21 protein-coding genes, 1 tRNA gene and 1 pseudogene are annotated in these 23,426 nt (G+C 70.9%); 14 read left to right on the top strand and 9 right to left on the bottom strand.

What is annotated here, in order from left to right; translation table 11 throughout:
• Nucleotides 1–141: 141 nt before the first annotated feature.
• The 7 genes and pseudogenes from ACFU9P_RS03830 to ACFU9P_RS03800 all read left to right on the top strand — a co-directional run bounded on the left by ACFU9P_RS03830 (nucleotide 142) and on the right by ACFU9P_RS03800 (nucleotide 6,843).
• Nucleotides 142–1,386, top strand: a complete 1,245-nt coding sequence (locus ACFU9P_RS03830; protein WP_384077655.1) for an MBL fold metallo-hydrolase — start codon at nucleotides 142–144, stop codon at nucleotides 1,384–1,386.
• Nucleotides 1,387–1,578: 192 nt separating this feature from the next.
• Complete coding sequence (locus tag ACFU9P_RS03825) at nucleotides 1,579–2,466, top strand: SIS domain-containing protein (RefSeq protein WP_384077653.1); 888 nt, start codon at nucleotides 1,579–1,581, stop codon at nucleotides 2,464–2,466.
• Between the two features lie 371 nt (nucleotides 2,467–2,837).
• Nucleotides 2,838–4,745: a sensor histidine kinase gene (locus tag ACFU9P_RS03820; protein ID WP_384077651.1), complete on the top strand. Its 1,908-nt coding sequence runs from the start codon at nucleotides 2,838–2,840 to the stop codon at nucleotides 4,743–4,745.
• A gap of 7 nt (nucleotides 4,746–4,752) precedes the next feature.
• Nucleotides 4,753–5,190, top strand: coding sequence for a roadblock/LC7 domain-containing protein (locus ACFU9P_RS03815; protein WP_376374416.1), 438 nt, complete (start codon nucleotides 4,753–4,755; stop codon nucleotides 5,188–5,190).
• Nucleotides 5,191–5,210: 20 nt separating this feature from the next.
• Nucleotides 5,211–5,582 carry a DUF742 domain-containing protein gene (locus ACFU9P_RS03810; protein WP_384077915.1) on the top strand — a complete coding sequence of 124 codons (372 nt, stop codon included), beginning with the start codon at nucleotides 5,211–5,213 and terminating at the stop codon, nucleotides 5,580–5,582.
• 100 nt (nucleotides 5,583–5,682) lie between these two features.
• Nucleotides 5,683–6,273 carry an ATP/GTP-binding protein gene (locus tag ACFU9P_RS03805; protein ID WP_384077649.1) on the top strand — a complete coding sequence of 197 codons (591 nt, stop codon included), beginning with the start codon at nucleotides 5,683–5,685 and terminating at the stop codon, nucleotides 6,271–6,273.
• Nucleotides 6,274–6,301: 28 nt separating this feature from the next.
• Nucleotides 6,302–6,843 (top strand): annotated as a pseudogene (locus ACFU9P_RS03800) (GAF domain-containing protein).
• Between the two features lie 19 nt (nucleotides 6,844–6,862).
• Here the strand turns inward: ACFU9P_RS03800 and ACFU9P_RS03795 are convergent.
• Nucleotides 6,863–7,945, bottom strand: coding sequence for a LacI family DNA-binding transcriptional regulator (locus ACFU9P_RS03795; RefSeq protein ID WP_384077647.1), 1,083 nt, complete (start codon nucleotides 7,943–7,945; stop codon nucleotides 6,863–6,865).
• Between the two features lie 195 nt (nucleotides 7,946–8,140).
• Between ACFU9P_RS03795 and ACFU9P_RS03790 the strand changes: the two genes are divergently transcribed.
• From ACFU9P_RS03790 to ACFU9P_RS03770, 5 genes are all read left to right on the top strand, one after another.
• Entirely contained in the window at nucleotides 8,141–9,007 is an 867-nt protein-coding gene (locus ACFU9P_RS03790) for an ABC transporter permease (protein ID WP_384077645.1), read from the top strand.
• 67 nt (nucleotides 9,008–9,074) lie between these two features.
• Complete coding sequence (locus ACFU9P_RS03785; protein ID WP_376374432.1) at nucleotides 9,075–10,094, top strand: ABC transporter substrate-binding protein; 1,020 nt, start codon at nucleotides 9,075–9,077, stop codon at nucleotides 10,092–10,094.
• Nucleotides 10,091–10,963 carry an ABC transporter ATP-binding protein gene (locus ACFU9P_RS03780; protein WP_384077643.1) on the top strand — a complete coding sequence of 291 codons (873 nt, stop codon included), beginning with the start codon at nucleotides 10,091–10,093 and terminating at the stop codon, nucleotides 10,961–10,963. The genes ACFU9P_RS03785 and ACFU9P_RS03780 overlap by 4 nt, the downstream gene beginning before the upstream one ends.
• Nucleotides 10,964–11,019: 56 nt before the next feature.
• A complete protein-coding gene (locus ACFU9P_RS03775; RefSeq protein ID WP_384077642.1) occupies nucleotides 11,020–11,628 on the top strand; it encodes a helix-turn-helix domain-containing protein in 609 nt (202 codons plus the stop codon).
• Nucleotides 11,629–11,894: 266 nt separating this feature from the next.
• Nucleotides 11,895–12,401 carry a GNAT family N-acetyltransferase gene (locus ACFU9P_RS03770; RefSeq protein ID WP_384077914.1) on the top strand — a complete coding sequence of 169 codons (507 nt, stop codon included), beginning with the start codon at nucleotides 11,895–11,897 and terminating at the stop codon, nucleotides 12,399–12,401.
• 38 nt (nucleotides 12,402–12,439) lie between these two features.
• On the opposite strand, the gene ACFU9P_RS03765 is transcribed toward ACFU9P_RS03770, so the two are convergent.
• The 3 genes from ACFU9P_RS03765 to ACFU9P_RS03755 all read right to left on the bottom strand — a co-directional run bounded on the left by ACFU9P_RS03765 (nucleotide 12,440) and on the right by ACFU9P_RS03755 (nucleotide 18,086).
• Nucleotides 12,440–13,342 carry a TIM barrel protein gene (locus tag ACFU9P_RS03765; RefSeq protein ID WP_384077640.1) on the bottom strand — a complete coding sequence of 301 codons (903 nt, stop codon included), beginning with the start codon at nucleotides 13,340–13,342 and terminating at the stop codon, nucleotides 12,440–12,442.
• Nucleotides 13,343–13,365: 23 nt separating this feature from the next.
• Complete coding sequence (locus tag ACFU9P_RS03760) at nucleotides 13,366–16,854, bottom strand: ThuA domain-containing protein (RefSeq protein WP_384077638.1); 3,489 nt, start codon at nucleotides 16,852–16,854, stop codon at nucleotides 13,366–13,368.
• Nucleotides 16,855–17,228: 374 nt separating this feature from the next.
• On the bottom strand, nucleotides 17,229–18,086 hold the full coding sequence (locus ACFU9P_RS03755; RefSeq protein ID WP_376374447.1) for an aldo/keto reductase: 858 nt from the start codon (nucleotides 18,084–18,086) through the stop codon (nucleotides 17,229–17,231).
• A gap of 138 nt (nucleotides 18,087–18,224) precedes the next feature.
• Between ACFU9P_RS03755 and ACFU9P_RS03750 the strand changes: the two genes are divergently transcribed.
• Nucleotides 18,225–19,277: a LysR family transcriptional regulator gene (locus tag ACFU9P_RS03750; RefSeq protein ID WP_384077636.1), complete on the top strand. Its 1,053-nt coding sequence runs from the start codon at nucleotides 18,225–18,227 to the stop codon at nucleotides 19,275–19,277.
• On the opposite strand, the gene ACFU9P_RS03745 is transcribed toward ACFU9P_RS03750, so the two are convergent.
• The 3 genes from ACFU9P_RS03745 to ACFU9P_RS03735 all read right to left on the bottom strand — a co-directional run bounded on the left by ACFU9P_RS03745 (nucleotide 19,252) and on the right by ACFU9P_RS03735 (nucleotide 21,585).
• Entirely contained in the window at nucleotides 19,252–19,764 is a 513-nt protein-coding gene (locus ACFU9P_RS03745; RefSeq protein WP_376374452.1) for a DUF664 domain-containing protein, read from the bottom strand. The two genes, ACFU9P_RS03750 and ACFU9P_RS03745, sit on opposite strands and share 26 nt — an antisense overlap.
• Before the next feature lie 146 nt (nucleotides 19,765–19,910).
• A complete protein-coding gene (locus tag ACFU9P_RS03740; protein WP_384077634.1) occupies nucleotides 19,911–20,810 on the bottom strand; it encodes a transketolase family protein in 900 nt (299 codons plus the stop codon).
• A gap of 73 nt (nucleotides 20,811–20,883) precedes the next feature.
• Nucleotides 20,884–21,585, bottom strand: a complete 702-nt coding sequence (locus ACFU9P_RS03735) for a transketolase (protein ID WP_384077632.1) — start codon at nucleotides 21,583–21,585, stop codon at nucleotides 20,884–20,886.
• Nucleotides 21,586–21,746: 161 nt separating this feature from the next.
• Here ACFU9P_RS03735 and ACFU9P_RS03730 point away from each other — a divergent pair.
• Nucleotides 21,747–21,823: transfer RNA gene (locus ACFU9P_RS03730), tRNA-Pro, on the top strand.
• A 183-nt stretch (nucleotides 21,824–22,006) separates the two neighbouring features.
• Here ACFU9P_RS03730 and ACFU9P_RS03725 read toward each other — a convergent pair.
• Complete coding sequence (locus ACFU9P_RS03725) at nucleotides 22,007–22,813, bottom strand: hypothetical protein (RefSeq protein WP_384077630.1); 807 nt, start codon at nucleotides 22,811–22,813, stop codon at nucleotides 22,007–22,009.
• The gene (locus tag ACFU9P_RS03720; protein WP_376374463.1) at nucleotides 22,810–23,391 is read right to left on the bottom strand and encodes a SigE family RNA polymerase sigma factor; all 582 of its coding nucleotides are present in this window, start codon (nucleotides 23,389–23,391) and stop codon (nucleotides 22,810–22,812) included. The genes ACFU9P_RS03725 and ACFU9P_RS03720 overlap by 4 nt, the downstream gene beginning before the upstream one ends.
• Nucleotides 23,392–23,426: the final 35 nt, after the last annotated feature.

Raw genomic sequence — 23,426 nt, 5'->3', positions numbered from 1 at the left:
TCAGGGGTGTTCCTGGGAATCCTGGGGGCAGTGACGACGTTGTACGGCCGTGCGCGGGACGGGGGGAGTCCTGTCCATTCGCCCCGCACGCGGAAACCCGCCCGGACATAATGGGACAACACCGAACCTCCAGGAGGTGCTGTGACAGCCGCTGGTTCCACCCCTTCGTTGCGCTCCCGGCTGCGCTCGCTGCGACCCGCGGCCTTCGGGGCCGACTCGGCAGGAGCGAGGCTGGAGCGGATCCACCGCTCGCCGAACTTCGCCGACGGGGTGTTCCAGAACCCGGTGGGTGCCAGGACCAGACCGTCCGGCTCCGGTCTGGAGTTCGCGAAGGTCTACTTCCAGAAGGAGGCGCGGGCGCGGCGGGCTCCGAACGGCACTGTCCCGGTGCACTCCACCACCCTCGCCGACCTCGCGAAACCCCCGTCCTCCGGGCTTCGGCTCACCTGGATGGGCCATTCGAGCGTGCTGGCCGAAATCGACGGCCGGCGCGTTCTCTTCGATCCGGTCTGGGGCGAGCGGTGTTCACCGTTCGCCTTCGTCGGCCCCAAGCGGCTGCACCCCGTGCCCGTACCGCTCGCCTCGCTCGCGCCCCTCGATGTCGTGGTGATCTCCCACGACCACTACGACCACCTCGATCTGCCCACGATCCGCGCCCTCGCCTCCACGGACACGGTCTTCGCCGTACCGCTCGGGGTCGGCGCCCATCTGGAGCGCTGGGGCGTGCCCGCGGACCGGCTGCGCGAGCTCGACTGGAGCGAGTCCGCCGAAGTCGCCGGCATCCGGCTCACCGCCACTCCCGCGCGCCACTTCTGCGGCCGTGGCCTGCGCAATCAGCAGCACACGCTCTGGGCGTCCTGGGCCGTCGCGGGCCCCGAGCACCGGATCTACCACAGCGGGGACACCGGCTATTTCGCCGGCTTCCAGGACATCGGCGCCGAGCACGGCCCGTTCGACGCCACCATGATCCAGATCGGTGCCTACAGCGATTACTGGCCGGACATCCATATGACCCCTGCCGAGGGAATGCGCGCCCACCTCGATCTCCAGGGCGGGCGGCCGAGCGGTGTGATGCTGCCGATCCACTGGGGTACGTTCAATCTCGCGCCGCATCCCTGGGCCGAGCCCGGCGAGGGTACGATCGCGGCCGCCGCCGAGGCGGGAGCCGGGATCGCGCTGCCGCGCCCCGGCGAGCCCTTCGAGCCGACGGGCGAGGACATTCCGACGGCTCCCTGGTGGCGGCCGGTGGCGGTGGTCCCGGCGGGCGGCTGGCCCGCGGTCTCCGGTGCGGGTGCCGGTGTTACGGGTGTCGGCGTCGCTCAGGACTCCGGTACGGCGGGTGCGGGCAAGGCCGAGGAACCGGCCGGGAAGGCATCACCCGCCTGAGAGCCGTGAGAGTCGTGAAGGCTCTGGGACTTCTGGTGCTGAGGAGGCCTGGGGGCTGAGGCTTGGTGCTTCAGGCCTCTGCCCCGGGTCGAGCCTGCCGCCCCGTTCGGGCCGCCGGGCCGGTGCCGCCCGGCCACTCCGTAGCATTCCCCGAGAACCGATTCCGGGGAATGCAGGGGAGTGGAGACGCACATGACGCATGTCGAGGCGGAACTGACCACCCAGCCCGCGTGCTGGCGCCGGGCGGCGGCGCTGGCGGACGGGGTGCGCGATCAACTGCCCGGGGCCGGCGAGCGTACGGCCGTCGTCGGCTGCGGCACCTCGCTGTTCATGGCCCGCGCCTATGCCTCCCTCCGCGAGGGCGCGGGGTTGGGCGAGACCGACGCCTTCGCCGCCTCCGAGTTCCCCGCGGGCCGGCGCTACGACCGGATCGTGGCGCTGACCCGCTCCGGTACGACCACCGAGGTGCTGCGGCTGCTCGCGGACGTGCGCGGTACGGCCCGTACGACCGCGATCACGGCCGACCCGGCCACCCCGGTGCGTTCGGCCGCCGACGACCTGGTCGTTCTGGACTTCGCCGACGAACGGTCCGTCGTGCAGACGCGGTTCGCGACCACGGCCCTCACCCTCCTGCGGGCCCATCTCGGCCTGCACACCGACGCCGTGGTCACGGACGCCGAGAGCGCTCTCACGGACCCGCTCCCCGACGGCGTGACCGAGTGCACGCAGTTCACCTTCCTCGGGCGGGGCTGGTCGGTCGGGCTCGCGGAGGAAGGCGCGCTCAAGATGCGGGAGGCGTCGCTGGCCTGGACCGAGGCGTATCCGGCGATGGAGTACCGCCACGGCCCGATCAGCATCTCCACTCAAGGGACGGCGACTTGGGCGCTGGGTCCTGCCCCGGAGGGCCTGGCGGAGCAGGTACGGGCGACCGGCGCGCTCTGGGTGGCCGGCCAACTCGACCCGCTGGCCGAACTGGTACGGATCCAGCGGCTCGCCCTCGCGCTGGCGGACCGCCGTGGCCTCGATCCGGACAGCCCGCGCCATCTCACCCGCTCGGTGATCCTCCCGTCGCCCGCGTAAAGCCGCCTGAGTAAAGCCGCCCGCGTAAGACTTCCGACGTAAAGCCGCCCGCGTAAGACTCCCCGCGTAGAACTGCCCACGTAGAACCGCCCGCGCACAGCGGAGACCGGGCTAGGCAGCGCGCCGCGGGCCCCGGCGCCGCGCCGAGTCGATCCCGCGCTCCGCCAATGCGGTATTTCGGGCTGATGTGCGATGACTCATACCGGAGCGGGACGCTCTATGGGCAAGTTTGTCAACTGCCCACCGCAGATGAACGAGTGGCGACTACTGTGTGTGCTCGGTGATCAACGGAGGGCTCATGCGCGGTACGACGGCCCTGCCGCTGCGCCAGCACGCTGCCGATTCCTGGGGCCCCACGTACGAGGACACTGATGTCTCAACTTCGCGCACCCGTCACACGGCCGGAGCGCCGTGAGGGCGGGCGGCACGGCCGGCCGGGCACCCGCCCGCTGTCATCCGCGGCCAGGGCAAAGGGGAGCGGCCCGTTGCCGCCGGACGCCCGGATACGTCCTCAACTCCTGCGCACCGCCGTCCTTCCGGCGATAGTCGCCGCGCTGAGCGGCGCCGCCGCCGTGGTGGTCACACTCCGTTCCACCGCGGCCGAACCGACCGCCGAGATCTGGACGGCCCTGGTCGGTACGGCGCTGCTGGCCTTCGCCGCCATCGGCGCGGCCGCCCTGGGAGCGGAGCGTACGGCCAAGTCCATCGTCGACCGCTGCGCAGCGCTGCGCCGCACCAGCGCGCGCGGGCAGGCCGAACTCCGTACGGTCGTCGAGCAGATCGGGCGGGGCGAGCGCGTGACCCCGCGGCGCCCGCAGCCGCCACCCGTGGCCGACGCGCCCGCCGGGGACGAACTCGACCAACTGGCACGGGAGATGGGCCGGTCGCACGAAGCGGCCGTCACCGCCGTCGTCCAGGCGTCCCGGATCTCCAGCAGTGTCGGCAACGAACAGAAGGTGGAGGTCTTCGTCACTCTGGCCCGTCGGCTCCAGTCGCTGGTCCACCGCGAGATCCAGATCATCGACGAGCTGGAGAGCCAGGTCGAGGACCCCGAACTGCTCAAGGGCATCTTCCAGGTCGACCATCTCGCGACCCGTATCCGCCGGCACGCGGAGAACCTCGCCGTCCTCGGCGGGGCCGTCTCCCGGCGCCAGTGGACCAGGCCGATCATGATGACCGAGGTGCTGCGCTCGGCCATCGCCGAGGTGGACCAGTATCCGCGGATCAAGCTGGTGCCGCCGATCGAGGGCGCCCTGCGCGGCCACGCCGTCGCCGATGTGATCCATCTGCTGGCCGAACTGATCGAGAACGCCACACAGTTCTCGTCCCCGCACACCCATGTGCTGCTGCGGACCCAGTATGTGACGGCGGGTCTGGCCGTCGAGGTGGAGGACCGCGGTCTCGGAATGTCCGCCGGCGAGCAGGAGAGGATGAACGCGCTGCTCGCCGATCCCGACCAGGTGAGTGTCGCGCGACTGCTCCACGACGGACGGATCGGGCTCTTCGTGGTCTCGGCGCTGGCCCGCAGACACGGGATCGCGGTACGGCTCCAGTCGAATATCTACGGTGGGGTGCAGGCCGTACTGGTCGTACCGCAGGCGCTCCTCGGCGCCGAGCGGACGGAGGAGCCGGAGACCGGGCAGAACGGTCAGCCGCCCGTACCCACCGAGGCTCCCGTGCCTGCGCCCACCGTCGTCGTGCCCGTACCACGGCAGCACACACCGGTGGCGCGAGAGCCCTTGTACGAGGCGCCGCCTCCGCCCGCCGCACAGGCACCGGCCGTACCGCCCCCACCGCCCGTACCACCTGCGCCGGCCGGGCCGGCCGGACCGGCCGGGTCCGCCCCGGCGCCCGCCCCCGTAACAGCCAAGCCCGCCAGGCCCGTTGGGCCCGCGCCCCTGCCCGTACGCAACGCGCAGGAGCACCGTCCCACGCCCGCCGCCGCGCGCCCCGGGGTCCGGCACGGCAAACGCCGCCGCCCCACCACCCCGCCCGAACCCGCCGACGGCGGCGCGGCCCGCGGCGGCCCCCTGACCAGGCCCCAACTGCCCAAGCGCCGCTGCCAGGAGCATCTCGCTCCGCAGTTGCGGGACGGCCCTCCGCCGCCACCGCCCTCACGGGAGCCCGAGCTGCATGACCCCGGGCTCATGGCCGCCTTCCGCCGGGGCTTCGGCCTCGCCGAGGCCCAGCCTCTGCCGGACGACAGCAGGCAGCCCGAGCAGCCGGACATGCGGGAACAGCCGGGACCGCAGCGCCACGACACCACCCCCAAGGAGTAGATGCACCATGGCGAGCGATGTGCCGACCGGCCAAGTCTCGGACCTCGACTGGCTGTTGAGCGGTCTGGTCCAGCGTGTCCCGTACACCCGCAGCGCGGTGCTGCTCTCCGCCGACGGCCTGGTGAGATCCATGCACGGCATGGACCCCGACAGCGCCGACCACATGGCCGCCCTCGCCTCCGGCCTGTACTCCCTGGGCCGCAGCGCGGGCGTGCGCTTCGGGGACGGCGGCGAGGTCCGCCAGGTCGTGGTGGAACTCGACTCGACGCTGCTCTTCGTCTCCACGGCGGGCTCGGGCACCTGTCTCGCCGTGCTGGCGGGGCGCGAGGCGGACGCCGCGGTGCTCGGTTACGAGATGGCCATGATGGTCAAGAGCGTACGGCCGTATCTGGCGACCCCGCTCAGACAGGTGGCCGGTTCCACCCCGGGCGCCATCGGGCGCTGACCGTGCCGGCCGTGCCAGCCGTGCCGGCCGTGAAGGAGGGGCCCCTGCTGGACCGTTCGGCCGGGCGGCTCATCCGCCCGTACACCGTGAGCGGGGGCCGCACCCGGCCGACGGCATCACTCGATCTGCTGACACTGGTGGTGGCCACGGGATCGGAGCCACCGGCGCGGTCCGGCCCCGAGCATGCGCAGGCCATGGGCCTCTGCCGGGGGCCCATATCGGTCGCGGAGATCGCGGCCCATCTCGGGGTCCCCGTGACGGTCGCCAAAATCCTGCTCTCCGATCTGGTGGACTGCGGGGCGGTCACCGCACGACCGCCCGACAGTTACGCCCATCCCACCGACCGTTCGCTGCTGGAGGCAGTGCTCGATGGCCTACGAAGACAGCTCTGAAACCCTCCTCGAACCACACCTCGTACCCCTGCCCGCTTCCGCTTCCGCTTCCGCTTCCGCTTCCGCGCCCGCTCGCGTGCCTGCCCCTGCTTCCGCTCCCGTGCCTCCGCCCGCTCCCCGTTCCTTTCCCACCGCGCTGAAGATCCTGGTCGCGGGCGGGTTCGGGGTCGGCAAGACGACCTTTGTCGGAGCGGTGAGCGAGATCGCGCCGCTGAGCACGGAGGAACTGCTCACCCAGGTCGGCGCCACGACCGACGATCTGACGGGTGTCGAGGCGAAGACCGCGACGACCGTCGCCATGGACTTCGGCCGGATGACCCTGGACGACCGGCATGTGCTGTATCTCTTCGGCACGCCCGGCCAGGAGCGCTTCTGGTTCATGTGGGACGAACTGTCGCGGGGTGCGCTCGGCGCGGTCGTACTGGCCGACACCCGTCGGCTCGACTACTCCTTCTCCGCGGTGGACTTCTTCGAGCAGCGCGGTATTGGATTTGTCGTCGCCGTCAATGAGTTCGACGGGTCCTATCGCTACGACGCGGAGGAGGTACGGGCCGCGATGGACCTCAGGCCGGAGGTGCCGATCGTGCTCTGCGACGCGCGGATCGCCAGCTCGGGTATCCAGACGCTGGTCACCCTCGTCCAGCATCTGCTCACCTCGTCGTCGGCCCTGTCGCCGGCCGCGGCCGAGTGACTCTCCCCGGTGAAGGAGCACACGCGCGATGTACGACCCGCTCGGACGTCTGCTCCTCACCCCTGTCGACCGGGACGCGCCCGAGCGGGTGGCGCGGCTGCGCGCGCTCGGTCTCGGCGAGCGCCCCGAGCCCGCCTTCGACGCCCTTGCCCGGGACCTGGCACTGCTGACGGGCGCTCCGTACGCGATGGTCAACTTCATCGGTGAGGAACGACAGTTCTTCGCCGGACTGTACGAACGGCCCGCGGCGGCAGCGGTACAGGCGCCGGCCCGGGCCTGGGCCGGGCCATGGCCAGGCATCAGGGCTACTGTCCGCATGTGGTGGTACGGCGCAGGGCGCTGGTGCTGGAAGACGTACGGGACTTCCCGCGCTTCGCCCCGAACGCGTTCGCCGACGAGATCGGCATCCGCTCCTGTCTCGGAGCACCGCTTCTCGACGGTACGGGCATGGCACTCGGCACCGTCTGTGCGGCAGACACCGAGCCGCGCCGCTGGGGGCGTCCTGGCCTGGACACGGTCAAATCGTTCGCCGCGGAGCTGACGGCCCGGATCCACGGCCACGCATCTTGATACTCCTCTTGATGCTCCGTCAGCAGGTGTCCCAGAGCAGGGAACCCGGTGGCGGTGGCGGCGGCGCCGTACTGGCTCGCAGCACCACCTCGCCACCGACCCGCAGCACCCGCGACCGCGTCCCGCGCGGCTCCCGCAGCGCCAGCGAGATCACACTCTCACCCATGGCGGTGAGCGGGAGGGCGACCGTGGTGAGGGGCGGTGTCAACTCCCGTACGAGCGGTATGTCGTCGAAGCCGGCCAGGGACATGTCCTCCGGGACCCGCACACCCGCCTCCCGGAAGGCGGCCAGCGCACCCACCGCCATCACATCGGTCACCGCGAACACACACGTGGGCCGGGGCGCCCTGGCGGACCGTACGAGAAGTTCCCGGGCGGCCGCGTAGCCGCCCTCGCGGGTGAAGGCGCCGTGCACCACCGATCCGGCGTCCAGGGTGATCCCCGCCTCCAGGAGGCCTTCCCTGAATCCGGCCAACCGGTCGGCGACGGTGGTGAGTTCACGCGGACCGCTGAGCACGGCGAACTCGCGGTGGCCCAGGCGCAGCAGAGCACGTGCGAGGTCCGCCGCCCCGGAACGGTTCTCCGGCAGTACGGCATCGGTGCGCAGGCTGCGGTGCCGGCTGACGACGGCGACCCGGCCGCCCGCGCGGATGTACGGAGCGAGTTCGGCACCCAACTTCCTTTCCCAGGACGGGTCCTGGAAGCCCGAGCCGATGAGCAGGATGGCGCGGGCGCGCTGTGCCCGGAGCATCGAGACATACGCGATCTCCTTGGCCGGCTCACGGAACGTACTGGCCAGCATGACCAGGACGTCCTGCTCGGCGGCGGCCCGCATCACCCCGCCCGCGATCGCCGCGAAATATGGGTCGCCCACATCGTGGCAGATCACACCGACGGTGTTGCTGGACGCGCTGGCGAGCGCCTGGGCATGGGCGTTGGGGATATAGCCGAGCACATCGGCCGCGGCGCGCACCCGCTGCCGCAGCTCCTCCCGGACCCTCGCTGTGCCGTTCAGCGCTCTGGACGCGGTCGCCAGCGAGACACCCGCGCGGCGGGCGACGGCGTCCAGCGTGACATGGGTCTGTGCTTCCCGTTCACTCAACTCGACCCCCGGGTCGCGGTGGCGGTGGCGGCGGCGCCCGAGGAGAACCTGCGGACCCCGAAAGTTCGGGACGACCTATTGACCGTACGGACGGGCAGTCATTAGCGTGGCGATCACCCTACCAGAAAGCGCTTTCTGAAAGCGCTGTCGGGGAGCACCGCTCTTACAACTGCCCGGATTTCCCGAGGAGTTCACATGAGCAGCCAGAGTGTCATGCCGACACCCGCCAAAGAAGTGGCGGGTGTCGCGGAGCGCGGCAGACCGGGCGCGGGCGCGCGTCTGGCCCGGGCGGTGGAGTCGGGCTGGCGGCCCGTCGCGCTGCTGGCCGCCTGCTTCGCCGTCTGGTGGGTCATCGCCGCGGCCGAACTGGTCGAGCCGTATCTCGTTCCCTCACCCGGCGAGACGCTCGAAGTGCTGACGGGCAAGGCCGGTTACCTCTGGCAGCACACCTGGGTGACGACCTATGAGACCCTGCTCGGCTTCGCCATCGCCGTCGTGGTCGGTGTGCTCGCGGCGGTGGTGATGGTGTACTCCTCGACCGTCGAGAAGACGCTCTATCCGATCCTGCTGTTCGCCCAGGTCGTACCGAAGATCGCGATCGCGCCGCTGTTCGTGGTCTGGCTCGGCTTCGGCATCACACCGAAGATCCTGATCGCGGTGCTCATCGCCTTCTTCCCCGTGGTGATCTCGATGGTCACCGGGCTGAAGGCGGTCGATCCGGAAATGCTCCAACTCTCCGCGACCATGGGCGCGAAGCCCTGGCAGACCTTTGCCAAGATCCGCTTCCCCGCCTCGCTGCCGCATCTCTTCTCCGGGCTCAAGGTCGCCGTGACACTGGCGGTGACGGGCGCGGTGGTCGGTGAATTCGTGGGCGCCAACGAGGGGTTGGGCTATGTGATCCTCCAGGCGAACGGCAATCTCGACACCCCGATGCTGTTCGCGGGGCTGCTCGTCATGTCGCTGATCGGCGTTGTCCTCTTCGTTCTGGTGGAGATCGCCGAGAAGCTGCTGCTGCCCTGGCACGCGAGCCGCCGCGACACCCAGGTCACCACCGCGTACTGACGCCCGTACCGCGCACAACACCACACAATGCCTTTCGACTCGACCCCCGTTCCGGGAAGGGCCAGCCATGCATGCGCGCAGACTCCTGATCGGCCTCGTACCGCTGCTCCTGGTCGCCACCGCCTGCGGTGAGGACGGCTCGGGGACCACCACCAGCGATTCGGGCAAGAAGCTCGACAAGGTGACACTGACACTCAACTGGTATCCGTACGGCGAACACGCGCCGTTCTACTACGGCGCGAAGCAGAAGATCTTCGAGAAGCACGGCATCGATCTGGAGATCCGGGCGGGCCAGGGCTCGCAGAAGACCGTCCAGGCGACCGGCGCCGGTCAGACCGACTTCGGCTGGGCCGACACGCCCGCCGTGCTCAGCGGGGTGGACCAGGGCGTCCCGGTGAAGAGCCTCGGTGTCTTCCTCCAGACGACGCCCTCCTCCGTACAGTTCTTCGACAGCCAGAACGTCGACGCGCCCGCCGATCTCAAGGGCAAGACCATCGCGGGCACGGCCGGTGACGCGCTCAGCAAGACGTTTCCGATCTTCCTCAAGAAGAACAATCTCAAGGAGTCGGACGTCAGGATCCAGAACACCGATCCGGCCGGCAAGATCGCCGCGGTGATCTCGGGGAAGACGGACGCGCTGCTCGGGTACGCCAGTGACCAGGGCCCGACCATGCAGGACAAGGCGAAGAAGCCGGTCTCGTATCTGCGCTTCTCGGAGCACGGACTCAACTTCTACTCCAACGGCCTGATCGCGGGCTCGGAGATCCTGTCGGGCAGGAGCGAACTGGCCGGGCGCATGGTGCGCGCCGTCAGTGAGTCCTGGGCCGCGGCGGAGAAGGCACCGGGGCCGGCCGTCGCGGCGATGGAGGGCGCGTCGGAGCAACTGCCGCCCGAGAGCGTCCTGTCGGAGCAGTTCAAGACCACGCTCACACTGCTGCACACCGACGCGACGCAGGGCAAGGCGCCCGGTGTCAACACCGACAGTGACTGGCAGCAGACCATCGATGTCTTCGCCGAGGCCGGTCTGATAGGGAGCCCGAAGCCGGTAGCGGAGTACTGGGACAGCGGCACCGCGCTGAAGGGATGACGATGGCCAGGGATGTGACGCTCCGGAAAACCGCGGTGCCGGAGGACGGCGCCGCGGCGGCCGGCGCGGGTGGCAGGGCCGGCGCAGCCGCGGGCGGGACGGCGGCTGTCGGGCTTGAGGATGTGGCGGTCCGGTTCCGTACGAAGAACCGCGATGTGACCGCCCTGCGCGAGGTCTCACTCGATGTGGCGGCGGGGGAGTTCGTCGCCATCGTCGGGCCCTCCGGCTGCGGCAAGTCGACCCTGCTCAAACTGGTCGCGGGCCTGCTCAAGGCGTCCACCGGGGCGGTACGGCTGCACGGCGAGCGGGTCGCCGGGCCACGGCCCGACATCGGGTACGTCTTCCAGCGCGCCGCGCTGCTGGAGTGGCGTACGGCCCGGCGCAATATCCTGCTCCAGGCGGAGATTCGCCGGATGCCGGCCGAGAAGGCCCGTGCGCGGGCGGACGAACTGATCGCGATGACCGGGCTCTCCGGGTTCGAGGACGCGTATCCGCACGAGCTGTCCGGCGGAATGCAGCAGCGAGTCGCGCTCTGCCGGGCGCTGCTGCACGAGCCGCCCGTGCTGCTGATGGACGAACCCTTCGGCGCGCTCGACGCCCTCACCCGCGAGCAGATGAACATGGAGCTGAACCGCATCTGGCGCGAGACCGGCACGACTGTGCTGCTGGTGACGCACTCGATCTCGGAGGCGGTCTATCTCGCCGACCGCGTGGTGGTGATGAGCCCGCGGCCCGGCACGGTCAGCGAGATCATCGAGGTTGGCCTGCCGCCGGAGCGCGACTACACGGAGACGCTGGGGCGGCCGGAGTTCCGTGAGGCGGCCGGGCATATCCGGGGGTTGCTGGGCGCGGCGTCGGCGCAGGACTGACCTGTCCGCCGGGTCGGCCGCTTGGCCTGTCCCGGATATGGGATATCGTTCCGCATGTGAGAGAGAACGATGCGGATGCCGGTACCGACTTCGGTACCGGCTCCGGTGCTGTCGACGAGCTGCTCGCCGTGCGTCTCGCCGAACTGCGGGGCGAACACCGCTGGTCGCTGGAGGAACTGGCGCGGCGCAGCGGGGTGAGCCGGTCGACCCTGTCCCGCGCCGAACGCGGTGAGATCAGCCCGACCGCGTCACTGCTCGGGCGGCTGTGCGCGGTGTACGGGCGGACCATGTCGCAGTTGCTCAGCGAGGTGGAGGTGGCGGCGGAACCGGCCTGGCTGGTCAGGGCCGCCGACCAGACCGTCTGGCAGGACACCGCCACCGGCTTCGTCCGCCGCTCGGTCTCGCCGCCGGGACCGGGACTGCGCGCGGAGGTCGTCGAGGGGACGCTGCGGCCTGGCGCGGAGGTCTCGTACGAACGGCCTCCGGTACCCGGCATGGAGCAGCACCTCTGGGTGCTGGAGGGATCGGTCGAGTTCACGCTGGGGTACGACCGCCACACCCTGAACGCGGGCGACTGTCTGCGTATGCGCCTCTGGGGCCCCACCCACTTCCGCTGCCCGGGCCCGGAGGAGGTCCGTTACGCGGTGGTGGTGGTCCAGCCATGAGCATGAGTGGACCGGCCACCGGTCCGGGCCACGCGGCCACGAGCCCCGGTGGCTCAGCCACCGATCCGGGTGATGCCGACGTGAGCCCGAGTGGCTCAGCCACTGTGCCGGACGCGCCAAGTGGCTCAGCCACTCGGCAGGGTGGGGCGAGTGGCTCAGCCACTGGGCCACGGTGGCCGGGCCCTCCGCGTCTCTCGTGCGCCCCCGAGGTCATCGTGCTCTCCGCCGATGAACTGCACCGCGCCGCGGACGCGTTGGGGGAGTTGATGCTCGATGTCGTCGCTGGCGGGGCCTCGATCGGGTTCTTTCATCCACTGGAACACACGACCGCCGTGCGGTGGTGGCGTGGGCAGGTGTCCGCCGTGCGGGAAGGGCGGCTGGCCGTACGGGTCGTGCGGGACGGCGGACGGATCGTCGGCACCGTCGGACTGGCGTTCGCGGACAAACCCAACGCCCGGCACCGCGCCGAGATCGTCAAGCTCATGGTGCACCGTGACGCCCGGGGCCGAGGGCTCGGCCGGGCACTGCTCACCACCGCCGAAGAGGCCGCGGCCGAGGCCGGGGTGACACTGCTGCTGCTCGACACCGAGACCGGCAGCCCCGCCGAGACGCTCTACCGCTCCTCGGGCTGGACGGAGATCGGGGTGGTCCCGGGCCATGCCGCCGACCCGGGTGGCACGCTCCGTCCGACTACCTTCTTCTACAAACACCTCGGGACGGGCCACGGGACGGCCCTCGGGAAGGCCGACGGGCCGGTCCCGGCCACCGCGTGAACGCGGCGGCCAGGACCGGCCCGTACCGTACCCCCGGCTCAGTACCGCAGCCGCGACAGATACCGGTAGCTGTTCAGCGCGCTCACGAACGGATCGGCCGGCGCGTCATGCTCCACCAGCCACTGCCGTACGCCGCCACTGCGCGCCGTGTCGAACATCGCGGGGAAGTCCAGCACCCCCGACCCGACGTCCTCGAAGCCACCGTTCGCCGCCATGTCCTTCACATGCAGCGCCGGGAACCGCCCGGGGTGTTCGACGAAGAGCCGGCCCGGATCGTCCCCGCCCTTCGCCGCCCAGTACAGATCCAGCTCGAAGCCCACCAGCTCCGGATCGGTCTCCTTCAGCAGGATGCCGTACAGATTCTCGCCGTCGACCACAACGTGATCGGCGTCGTGGTTGTGGAAGAGCACCTTGAGTCCCGACTCCCGGGCGATGCGCCCCGCCGCGTTGAACTGCCGTGCCGCTTCCCGGTATCCGGCCGGTGAGTGCATCGTGTCAGGCAGGCTCGGCACCACCACCCACTTGCCGCCCAGGGTGCGGACGTCCTCGATCGCCTGCGGCAGACCACTGCCGGCGACCGTGGTGTAGGGGACATGTTCGAGCACGGCCCTGAGCCGGGTCTCGTCCAGCATCCGCCGGATGTCGGCGGCGCTGTGACCGTGCCTGCCGCTGACACCGACCGTCGCGTAACCGATCTCCGCCAGCCGCTCCAGCGTCCCTCTGAAGTCCGTCGCCAGCGGTGTGCGCATGGTGTAGAGGTGCATACCGATCCCGGACGGCGGTATGCGCCGCTGCCGGCAGCGGTCCGCGCCGGCCTTCACGGCGCCCGCGGCAGTGGCCCCGGACGCCGGGCCCGCCGCCGTACCCACGCCAAGCGCCGCCAGTCCGACAGCCGTGCCCAGGAACGCCCTTCGAGTGCTTCGCGCGCTGCTGCCGCTCATGGTCGCTCTCCTCTCAGGACGGCTCATGACGCCGTACCCACGTTGATCCGGACCTCACCGGTCGTCGTATCGCCCTTGTCGTCGGTGACGGTGAGATGCGCCGTGTACGCGCCCGGCCTGGTGTACGTGTGGGCCGCGGTCGGCCCCTCCGGACCCGTGACAGCGCTGTTGTCGCCGAAGCTCCAGTGGTACGAGGCGATCGTGCGGCCCGCCACCGGTTTCACCGTGCTGCTGAGCTGTACGGCCAGCGGTGCGCCGCCCGAGACCGGCGAGGCCTTGACCGACACCGTCGTGGCCGGCTTCTTCTCGACCCCGGAACCGTTGAAGCGCAGCCAGTCCAGCGCCAGGAGATCGGGCTTCTCCGCCGACCAGCCGGGGTTGGTGAAGACGGCGTACAGCTTCACCGAACCGCCGGGGTTGCTGAGCGCGACAGTGGGCGAGATGACATTGCCGAAACCGCCCGTGTTCGGGATGGTCGCCTTGCCCAGCAGCGGCCCGGTCGGCGAGCCGTTACGGAACTCGATGTCCCCGCCGAGACCGCCCGAGGCCGCGCCGACCGTCACCGACGAGATCCCCTTGAGGTTCACCGGGTCGAACGCGATCCAGTCGCCGTCCTCGATCTCGATCAGCCGCTTGCCGCCGGAGGCGTCGGGGCGGTCGCCGGTCAGCACGCCGTCGTGCGCGCCACCCGTGGCGGTACGGTGCTCCGCCTCCCGGAAGGTGGTCCGCAGGGTCAGCGAGGACGAGCCGGTCAGGGCGGGCACGCCCGCGGCGCCCTTGTCCTCGTACTGCGCGGTGATGCCGTAGTACAGATTCTGCCCCGGACCATGGCTGTCCCCGGCGTCCGTGACGATCTCGCCCGCGCAGCCCGTGTAGTTGTCGAGCGGATGGAGATGGCTGTCATGGCCGAGCTGCGACTGGACGACCACCCGCGAGCAGTCGATCGCCCGGTGTCCGCGCCGGCCGGTCGAGCCGTCCTCGCGGTCCTCGACCTTCACGGTGAACGGGATGGTGTCGCCGAAGCTGAACATCCCGCCGTTGGGCGGCTGTTGGATGGTGACCACCGGCCTGGTGTTCCCGACGGTGATCTCCCGGACTGAGAGCGCGGTCAGCCCGCCGGGTCCTGTGACGGTCAGCCGTGCGGTGAACCGGCCCTTGTCGCGGTAGACATGGGACGGATTCGGCTCGGTGGAGTCGGTGGTCCCGTCGCCGTCGAAGTCCCAGGCGTAGTCGACCGGTTTGCCGCCCGGCAGCCCCGAACCCTCACTGGAGAACGCCACCGTCAGCGGAGCGGGCCCGCTGTCCGGGGCCGCCGCTGTTTTGGCGTCGGGCAGCCGGCCGTCGCCGACATAGTCGATACGGTAGATGCCCGAGCCCTCGTTGCTGCCGCCGCGGCCCGTACCGCTGCCGAGCCCGAAGTCGATGACGTACAGCGCCCCGTCGGGTCCGAAGTCCGCGTCGAAGGGCTGGTTCCAGCTCATGTCGCCGAACACCCCGTTGATGGAGTGGAGATCGCCCGCCTTGGCGGGCTCGAAGCGCGGATCCGTGAAGGTCTGGTCCTCCTCCTGGAACGAGAACGCCTTGAACCAGGTCCTGGTCAGCTCGTAGTTGAGCCACTTCCCCTCGAAGTACTCGGGGAACTTGGACGGATACGGGTTCGCCGGGTCGTAGTCGTAGACCGGTCCGCCCATCGGTCCGCCGCCGCCCGTGCCGAGTTCGGGGAATTCGGGCGAGGCGGAGTAGGCGTACCAGACCGTCGCGGGCTTGGCCGCGGGCAGCTCGCGCAGACCGGTGTTGTTCGGCGAGTCGTTGACCAGGGCGGCACAGTCGAACTTCGCCCCCGAGGCGCCGGTGGCGAAGTCGTAGTCGTTGAACGGGGTGTTGTTGCCCGTGCAGTACGGCCAGCCGTAATTGCCGGGCTCCGTGATGCGGTTGTACTCGACGGTCCCCTCGGGGCCGCGGTCCGCGACCGCCTCCCGCGCGTCGGGCCCGTAGTCGCCCACCAGCAGCGCCCCGCTCAGCGGGTCGGTGGTGATACGGAACGGATTGCGCATCCCCATCGCGTAGATCTCCGGGCGGGTCTTCTCGGTGCCCGGTGCGAAGAGATTGCCCTCGGGGACGGAGTACGTGCCGTCGTCCTCGGGCGTGATGCGCAGGACCTTGCCGCGCAGATCGTTCGTATTGCCCGCCGTGGTCTGGGCGTCCCAGGCGCGGCGCCCCTCGCGCTCGTCGATCGGGCTGAATCCGTCGGAGGCGAACGGATCGGTGTTGTCACCGGTCGCCACGTACAGATCGCCGTTCCTGTCGAAGGTGATCGAGCCCGCCATGTGCGAGTTGGCGCGGCCCTCACCGCGCAGTGTGGGCACGGTCAGCAGCCGCTTCTCCGAGGCCGGGTCGACGGTGTTGCCGGTGACCGTGAAGCGCGACAGGTTCAGCCGTTTCTCGGTCTTGTCGGAGTGCAGCAGATAGAGCCAGTTGTTCTCCGCGAAGTCCGGATCGAGGGTGAGCCCGAGCAGCCCGTCGGACTGGCTGGTCATCTCCGGCGTGTACGCGAAGTCCAGCGCGGTCGAGACCTGGAGGGTCTGCTGGTCGATCACCTTGAGCTTGCCGGTGCGCTGGATGAAGAAGACCCGGCGGTCCGGGGCGACGGCCAGCTCGAAGGGGTCGGCGAGATCACTGGTGGCCAGCGCGGTGCGCTGGAAGGCACCGGTCTTGGTGGCCGTGCAGTCACCGGGCTTGTTGCCCGCGGCCCACTGGATGCCGCCGAGCAGGTGCTTGCGGAAGGCGTCCTCCTGGAAGGCGGACGCGGCGTGCCCGCCCGCGGTGAACCAGGAGCGTCCGCCGTCGTAGTTCTGGCACCAGGACCACGGGTGGTCGACACCCTCGTCCAGTCCCTCGACGCCGTCGTTCACCTTGATCTGCGCGAGGGTGTGCACCTTGCCGGTCGGGTTGACGCGCCAGTTGTACCACTCCTCCGTACGCTCCCAGAGCTGCGGCAGCCCCTGGGTGGAGGGGTGCACCTGGTCGAGCACCTTGACCCGGCCCGTCTGGACGGCGGGGTGCTTGTCGAAGATCGCGCCGACCAGCCCCTCGTACCAGTCCCAGTCGCGCTCGCTGGCGGACGCGGCGTGCAGACCGACCCAGCCGCCGCCCCCGCGGACGAACGCCTGGAGCGCGGCACGCTGGTCCGCGTCGAGCAGATCGCCGCTCTCCGGGGTGGAGTTGGTGTTGTTGAAGACGATCGCCTGGAAGCGGGCGAGATTCTCGGCGGTGAAGGCCGTGGCGTCGCTGGTGGCCTCGACCTCGAACCCGTTCTCGCTGCCGAGCTGCTGGACGGCCTCGATCCCGGCCGGGATCGAGTCGTGCTCGAAGTTGGTGACCTTGGAGAAGACCAGAACGCGGAACGGAGCCGCGTCGGCGCGGGGCGGCGAGGCCATCCCGAGTCCGAGGACGAGCGCCAGTAACGCGGTGATCACAAGGAAGGGCGAGGAGGTGCGGAGGGGCGTTCTCATGGGCGCTCCCGGTGCTCGTAGGGCCGGCTGCGGGTTAGAAAGCGCTTTCTTCGGTACGTCGCACAGCGTAGGTTCCGGTGTCACAGGGGGTCAATGGGTCGGAAGCGCCCGCCGCGGCCGGGGATCCGCCCGTCGGGGCAGGGCAGTTGGGGCCCGGCCGAGTGCGGGGCCGGGGTCCGGCCGCGCGGTGGGTACGGCCGATCCGCCCCCGGAACGCGGCTGACCCGTCCGGGCGGGTCGCCCGGACGGGTCAGGGGTGCGGCGATGGTACGGGCGGGCTGAGAGCGCTCTCGGGGGTGGGGGCGCTCTCAGCCCTGGGTGGTGGCTTTGAGTGTTCTCGGGGGCGGGAGCGCTCTCAGGCCCGGTCGGTTCTGTCAGGCCGCGTCCAGCTCCGCCAACTCGGCCTCGTCCAGCACCAGTTCGGCCGCGCCCACCGAGTCGCGGATCGTCTCCGGCCGGCTGGATCCCGGAATCGGCACCACCACGGGCGACTTGGCCAGCATCCAGGCGAGACACACCTGCTGCGGGCTCACCCCGTGCGCCTCGGCGATGCGAGCGAACGCGCCGTACGAGGAACCCAGTTCACCGGCCCGCTTGATCCCGCCGAACGGGCTCCACGGCAGGAACGCGATGCCCAGCTCCGTGCACAGCTCCAGCTCCGGCTCGCTGGAGCGGAACGCCGGCGAGAACTGGTTCTGTACGGAGACCAGTCGGCCGCCGAGGATCTCCTGCGCCGAACGGATCTGGTCCGGGTCCGCGTTGGAGATACCGGCCTGCTGGATCTTGCCCTCGTCGAGCAGGTCGCGCAGTCCGCCGACGGACTCCTCGTACGGCACCTTCGGGTCGGGGCGGTGGAACTGGTACAGCCCGATCGCCTCCACACCCAGCCGCTTGAGCGACGCCTCGCACGCCGCCCTCAGGTGCTCGGGGGAGCCGTCCAGCGTCCAGGAGCCGTCGCCGGGCCTGAGGTGGCCGCCCTTGGTGGCCACCAGCACCTCGGAGCCCCGCGGGTGGGACGCCAGTGCCTTGGCGATCAGGGACTCGTTGTGCCCCACCTCGTCGGCGTCACGGTGGTACGCGTCCGCCGTGTCGATCAGTGTCACCCCCGCGTCCAGCGCCGCGTGGATGGTGGCGAGGGAACGCGCCTCGTCGGGCCGTCCCTCGATGGACATCGGCATACCGCCCAGACCGATCGCGCTGACCTCGACGGTTCCGATGCGGCGAGTCTTCATGGTGGAGTGCACCCTTCCTGCTGCGGTCCCCGCCGGTTCCGGCGGGTACTTTCCAGCTTTGCCGCTGCCACGCGGGCCGTCCAATAGAAGAAACCGAACGCATTGAGCGCCCCCGCTTCTCAATTAGGCTGGGTCACCATGGAACTGCGTCACCTCGAATACTTCGTCGCCGTCGCCGAGGAACGCCACTTCACCAGGGCCGCTCAGCGGCTGATGGTCTCGCAGTCGGGCCTCTCGGCGTCCGTACGGGCCCTGGAACGCGAGCTGGGCGCCCGGCTCTTCGTACGCTCCACCCGCAGGGTCGAACTCACCGGGGCAGGACGGGCCCTGCTGGTGGAGGCGTCCCGCGCGCTGGCGAGCGTACGGGCGGCCAAGGAAGCGGTCGCGGCGGTGCAGGGGCTGCTCCGCGGCACACTGTCGGTGGGTACGGAGCAGTGTGTCACCGGGGTCCATGTGCCCGGACTGCTGGCGCGCTTCAGGGCGGACCACCCCGAGGTGGAGGTACGGCTGCGGCAGGCCGGATCGGCCTCGCTCGTCGAGGATGTGGCGGCCGGGCGGCTCGACCTGGCCTTTGTCGCCCTGTCCGGGGCGGTTCCCGAGGGCGTACGGCTCGTCCCGCTGGCGAGCGAGCCCATGGTGCTGCTCTGCCACCCGGACCACCCGCTGGCCGACGCGGCCGAGGCCGACTGGGCCGAGCTGGGCGACGAGGTGTTCGTGGACTTCCACGAGGACTGGGGCGCCCGCGGCCTCACCGACCGGGCCTTCGCCGCGGTCCGTACGGAACGGCGTGTCGCCCTGGAGGTCAACGATGTGCACAGCCTGATTGAGCTGGTCGGACACGGTCTCGGTATCGCGGTGGTGCCCCGGCCGATCGCGCGCAAGGAACAGGCGGCAGCGCTGTGCACGGTGCCGCTCGCGGGCGCCGAGGACCATCTGTGGGAGGTCTCGGCCGCGCTCCCCGACGAGCAGCGCACCGGCCCGGCCGCCCGGGAACTGCTCGCGTATCTGCCGGAGACGGCCGGCCTGGAAGGCGGGCCGGAAGGCGGGTCCGGTACGGATGACCGGCCCCGTACGGACGGCAGGTCCCGTACGGACGGCAGGTCCGCCGGCCCGGCGGACGGGCCGCGTACGGAAGGCGGACCGCACCCGGACGGCAGGCCGTTCGTCACGGCCGTTCCAGCCAGCCCCTGATGAAGGCGGCCTGCCCGGCGTGCTGGAGATCATCGGCGATCACACTGACCAGCCGTACACCGAGCGTCACGGCCGGCACCCACGCGTCATCGACGACCCGCCGCAGATCCGCGTCCTTGAGCGGCCGGACGAACTCGACCGTCTGATCGTGGACGGCGTCGTGATACCCCGTGAGCAGCTCCGCCGAGACCCCGCCCAGCGCGGCCACCTCCTTGGGGGAGTGCCCGTAACCGGTCGCCCCGCGCGTGAACGGCAGCTCGAACCGCTCCGACCAGTCCTGCGCGATCCACACCTCGTCGATTCCGGCGGCATCGGCGATGTGGTCGTCCTGGATCCGGGTGAGATGCCAGACGAGCCAGGCGATCGAATTGGCCCCGTCGTCGAGCCGTACCGCCAGCTCGTCGGGGGAGAGGCCGTCCACCACCTCGTGGACGGCCTCGTTGATACGGCCGAAGGCGTCGACGAGCAGGTCGGCACTGGCGGTCATGGCACCCTCCGGGGGCCGGGCCGGGAGTAGCCCCTGTCTGCGTGTGACAGACAGGCCCTGGCCCGGCGGGTGGGCGGTATGTCCATGTCCAGGGTGCCCCGGACGGACCGGGTCAGCGCGTCGGCGGTGAATCAGCGTGAGCGCGGTCAGCGCGTCAGGAACGCCGAGATCCGGTCCCGCAGCGATTTCGGGTCGAGCCCGTGCGCGGCCAGGTGCTCGTCCAGCTCGCCGTAACGCCGCAGCTCGCGCCGCGCCACCCCGAGGCCGAGAACCCGGTGCGGTGTCGCGTACAAGGCGTCGTTCGCCGCGGCGGTGGAGGTCCCGGCGAGGTACGGCTCGACGAGTACGACATCCGCCGCGGCCCCGCCCGCGACGGCCCGCCGCAGCGCCTCCCCGTCGAACGGCCGCACAGTCGTCGCGTACAGCACCGTCGTGTCCAGGCCCTCCGTCGCCGCCAGTACGTTGTCGAGCATCGGCCCGACGGCGATCACGACCCCGCCGCGCCCCTCCCGTACGGTCTGGAAGCCCGGCCCGGTCACCGGCCGCGCCTGCTCGTTGCTCTGGAGCGAGAGCCGTACGTACACCCGGCCGTCCCCGGCGGCGGCGTCCCGCAGCAGTGTTTCGGCCTCGTCGGGGTGGCCCGGCACCTGCACCGTCCAGCCGTCGAGCGTGTCCATGAGCGCCACATCGCCCGGCGACATGTGGGTGAACCCGCCCGCCGGCCAGTCGTACGAGGCCCCCGCGCTCACCAGCACCCCGCCCACGCCCTGATGGCCGAAGTCCAGTTTCACCTGCTCGAAGGGGCGCTCGACCAGGAAGCTGGCGAAGGTGTGCACGATCGGGCGCATCCCGGCGAGCGCGAGCCCGCCGCCGACTCCGACCAGGAGCTGTTCCCGGATGCCGACATTGATGACCCGGTCCGGATGGCGGCGCTCGGCCGCGTCGAAGCCGTCCCGGCTGATCTCCGCGAGGACGAGCGCGAGGCGTGGGTTCTCGTCGAGCAGCGCGGAGGTGGTGGAGATGAAACGGTCCCGCATGGTGTCCATGAAAGATCCCCTGTGGTCAGCGGTGCTGTGTCCGGTGATGCCTTGGAGTGGTGATGCCTTGGAATTGGGGGGCTCAGGCCTTGGGCTCCACGCGGGCCACGACGGCCCGGGGCCGGCCCGGGTGCGGGGCGGTGAACGCGGCGTACATCGCCTCGTGGTCGCGTCCGTCGACGGTCTCGGCCGACCAGCCGGCCGCCTCGAACCGGGAGGCGATCCCGCCGGGCCAGCCGTATGTGGCCGAGGCGTTGTCGATCACCAGCGTGTGGAGCTGTTCGAGCCCGGCGGGGCCCGCGTAGGCGAGCGCCTCGTGATTGCTGCCCTCGTCGAGTTCGGCGTCGCCGATCAGCACCCAGACGCGCGGGTCGGTGAGCCCCCGCGCCCGCAGTCCCAGCACCGTACCGACGGCGAGCGGCAGCCCGTGCCCGAGGGAGCCGCTGCCGATCTCGACGCCGGGAAGCAGTGTGCGGTCGGGATGGTGGCCGAGGGGCGAGTCGTACGAACCGAACCCGGGCAGCAGCTCCTCGGCGAGGAACCCCTTGGCGGCGAGGACGGCGTAGTACGCCATCGGCCCGTGCCCCTTGGAGAGGAGAAAGCGGTCCCGCTCCGGCGCGTCGACAGTCTCGGGGGACACCCGCAGCACCCTGTCGTACAGCACCCAGAGCGCGTCCAGCGTCGAGGTCGCGGCGGGTCCGTGCTTCTCGTCACCCGTCATGAGGCCGAGCAGCCTGGTCAGATCCTGCTGGCCCGGTACGGGGGCCGGTTCTGTCTTCGTCATACAACCCACCGTGCAACGTCAACCACACTTGAGGTCAAGCGCGCCCGCCGCCGGGCCCGGGCGCGCCTTGGCGGCGCGGAAAGCAGTTCGTGACCACCGCGCCGAGTGCGGTATTGTTCTCATGCGCGTTCGGCCAGGGGAAATCCCAGGTCAGACAGCATCGGGACGTGGCGCAGCTTGGTAGCGCACTTGACTGGGGGTCAAGGGGTCGCAGGTTCAAATCCTGTCGTCCCGACCAGCGTTTACGCAGGTCACAGGCGGTATCGGAGAAATCCGATACCGCCTTTCCGTGTGTCCCGGGTACGAGCCGGGTGCCGGCCGGGGACCAGCCGGTCCGGGCCTGTCAGGCGGATCGTGCCGCATGGATGAGGCCGATCGCCCGCCCCCGGAGTGATCGCCCGCCGCCAGATCCGCCGTCGGCTCAGCGCAGTGCCGCGAGGACCTCGCCCGTCGCGTCGCAGAGCGTGACGCGGCGGATGAAGTCCGCCGGCGCGTCCGCGTTCCCGCCGGTGCCGGCTCCGGCGCCCATGCCTTCGGCCCCGAGGTCCGCCGTGTCGGGCGGCGGTTCGGTGGTGGTGTACCAGACGCCCCAGCCGGGCCTGCCCGCCAGCTCAAGCAGCTCGGCGCGCATCACACGGCCGGTCGCGGTCGTGATCTCGACCCGTACCGCGTCGCGCGTCCCGTAGTAGAGGCCGGAGTGGAAGTAGCTGTCGCCCGCCGGTTCCGACTGGCGCGAGACGTCCGGTGTGCTCAGGTTGAGGTTGCCGTCGATCACGCTGCGGAACTGTTCGCCGTCCGGGGTGGACCAGTGCTTGCCCTCCCCGGTCAGCCATACCTCCACGCCCGGCGCCGCCTTCACCCGCTCACCCGGCCGCACCACACGGGCGGGCGCCGGGGCGGGCGAGGGCGCCGGGGCGGGCGAGGGCGTCGGCGGTGCGGTGAGGACCGGCACCGGCGGGGGTACGGGGTCCGGCGGCGGAGCGGAGCGTACGAGGACGACGGCCAGCGGGCCCAGCAGCAGCCCGCAACCGGCCGCCACCAGGGCGGCGTTGCCGAGCCGGCGCCGGGCACGGCCGGACCGTTCGATCGCGGCCAGCGGGACGGGGGAGGGCGTGACGGCGTTCGCGGTGTCGGCGAGGGCGGCGCGCAGCACGTCGTCGTAACCGAGGTGCGGTACGCGGCGAGGTGTGTTGTCCGGCTGTGGTGCGGTCCCGGAGGGGGGATTCATGGGCGGACTCCGGTTCCTGCTCCGGTGCCGGGGGCGGCTCCGGTCGCGGGGGCGGTTCCGGCTCCGGAGCGCGGTGCGGGAAGCCGGTGGGCGAGGACGGGATGGGCGCGCAGCGTCTCCAGAGCGCGCCGGGCATGGGTCTTGACCGTGCCGACCGAGCAGTTCAGCAAGCCGGCTGTCTCCTGTTCGCTCAGGTCCTCCCAGTAGCGCAGCACCACGACCGCACGCTGCCGGGCCGACAGCGCCGCCAGCGCCTGGGCGAGGGCGGCGCGCTCCTCGATGTGCTCGGCGTGCCCGGTGTGCCGGCCGTGCACCGCCTCCGGCAGTAAGGGCGTCAGCAGATGGATGACGCGCCGTTTCCGTACCCGGCTGAGGTTGTTGTTGACGAGCGCCCGGCGCACATAGAAGTCGACTTCCTCGCGCGGGATGCGCCGCCAGCGCGCACAGACCTTGGCGAGGGTGGTCTGCACCAGGTCCTCGGCCTCGTGGAAGTCGCCGGTGAGCAGGTGCGCGGCGCGTACGAGGCGGGGCCAGGCCGCGGCTGCGTACTCGGCGAAGTCGTCGTTCGTGTACGGCACAAGCGGCGGTCCCTCGGTTCGGGTGGAGAGCGCAG

The sequence above is a fragment of the Streptomyces sp. NPDC057617 genome (assembly GCF_042800555.1).
Classification (GTDB): Bacteria; Actinomycetota; Actinomycetes; order Streptomycetales; family Streptomycetaceae; genus Streptomyces.
This window is presented reverse-complemented; position numbering and strand designations above follow the sequence as displayed.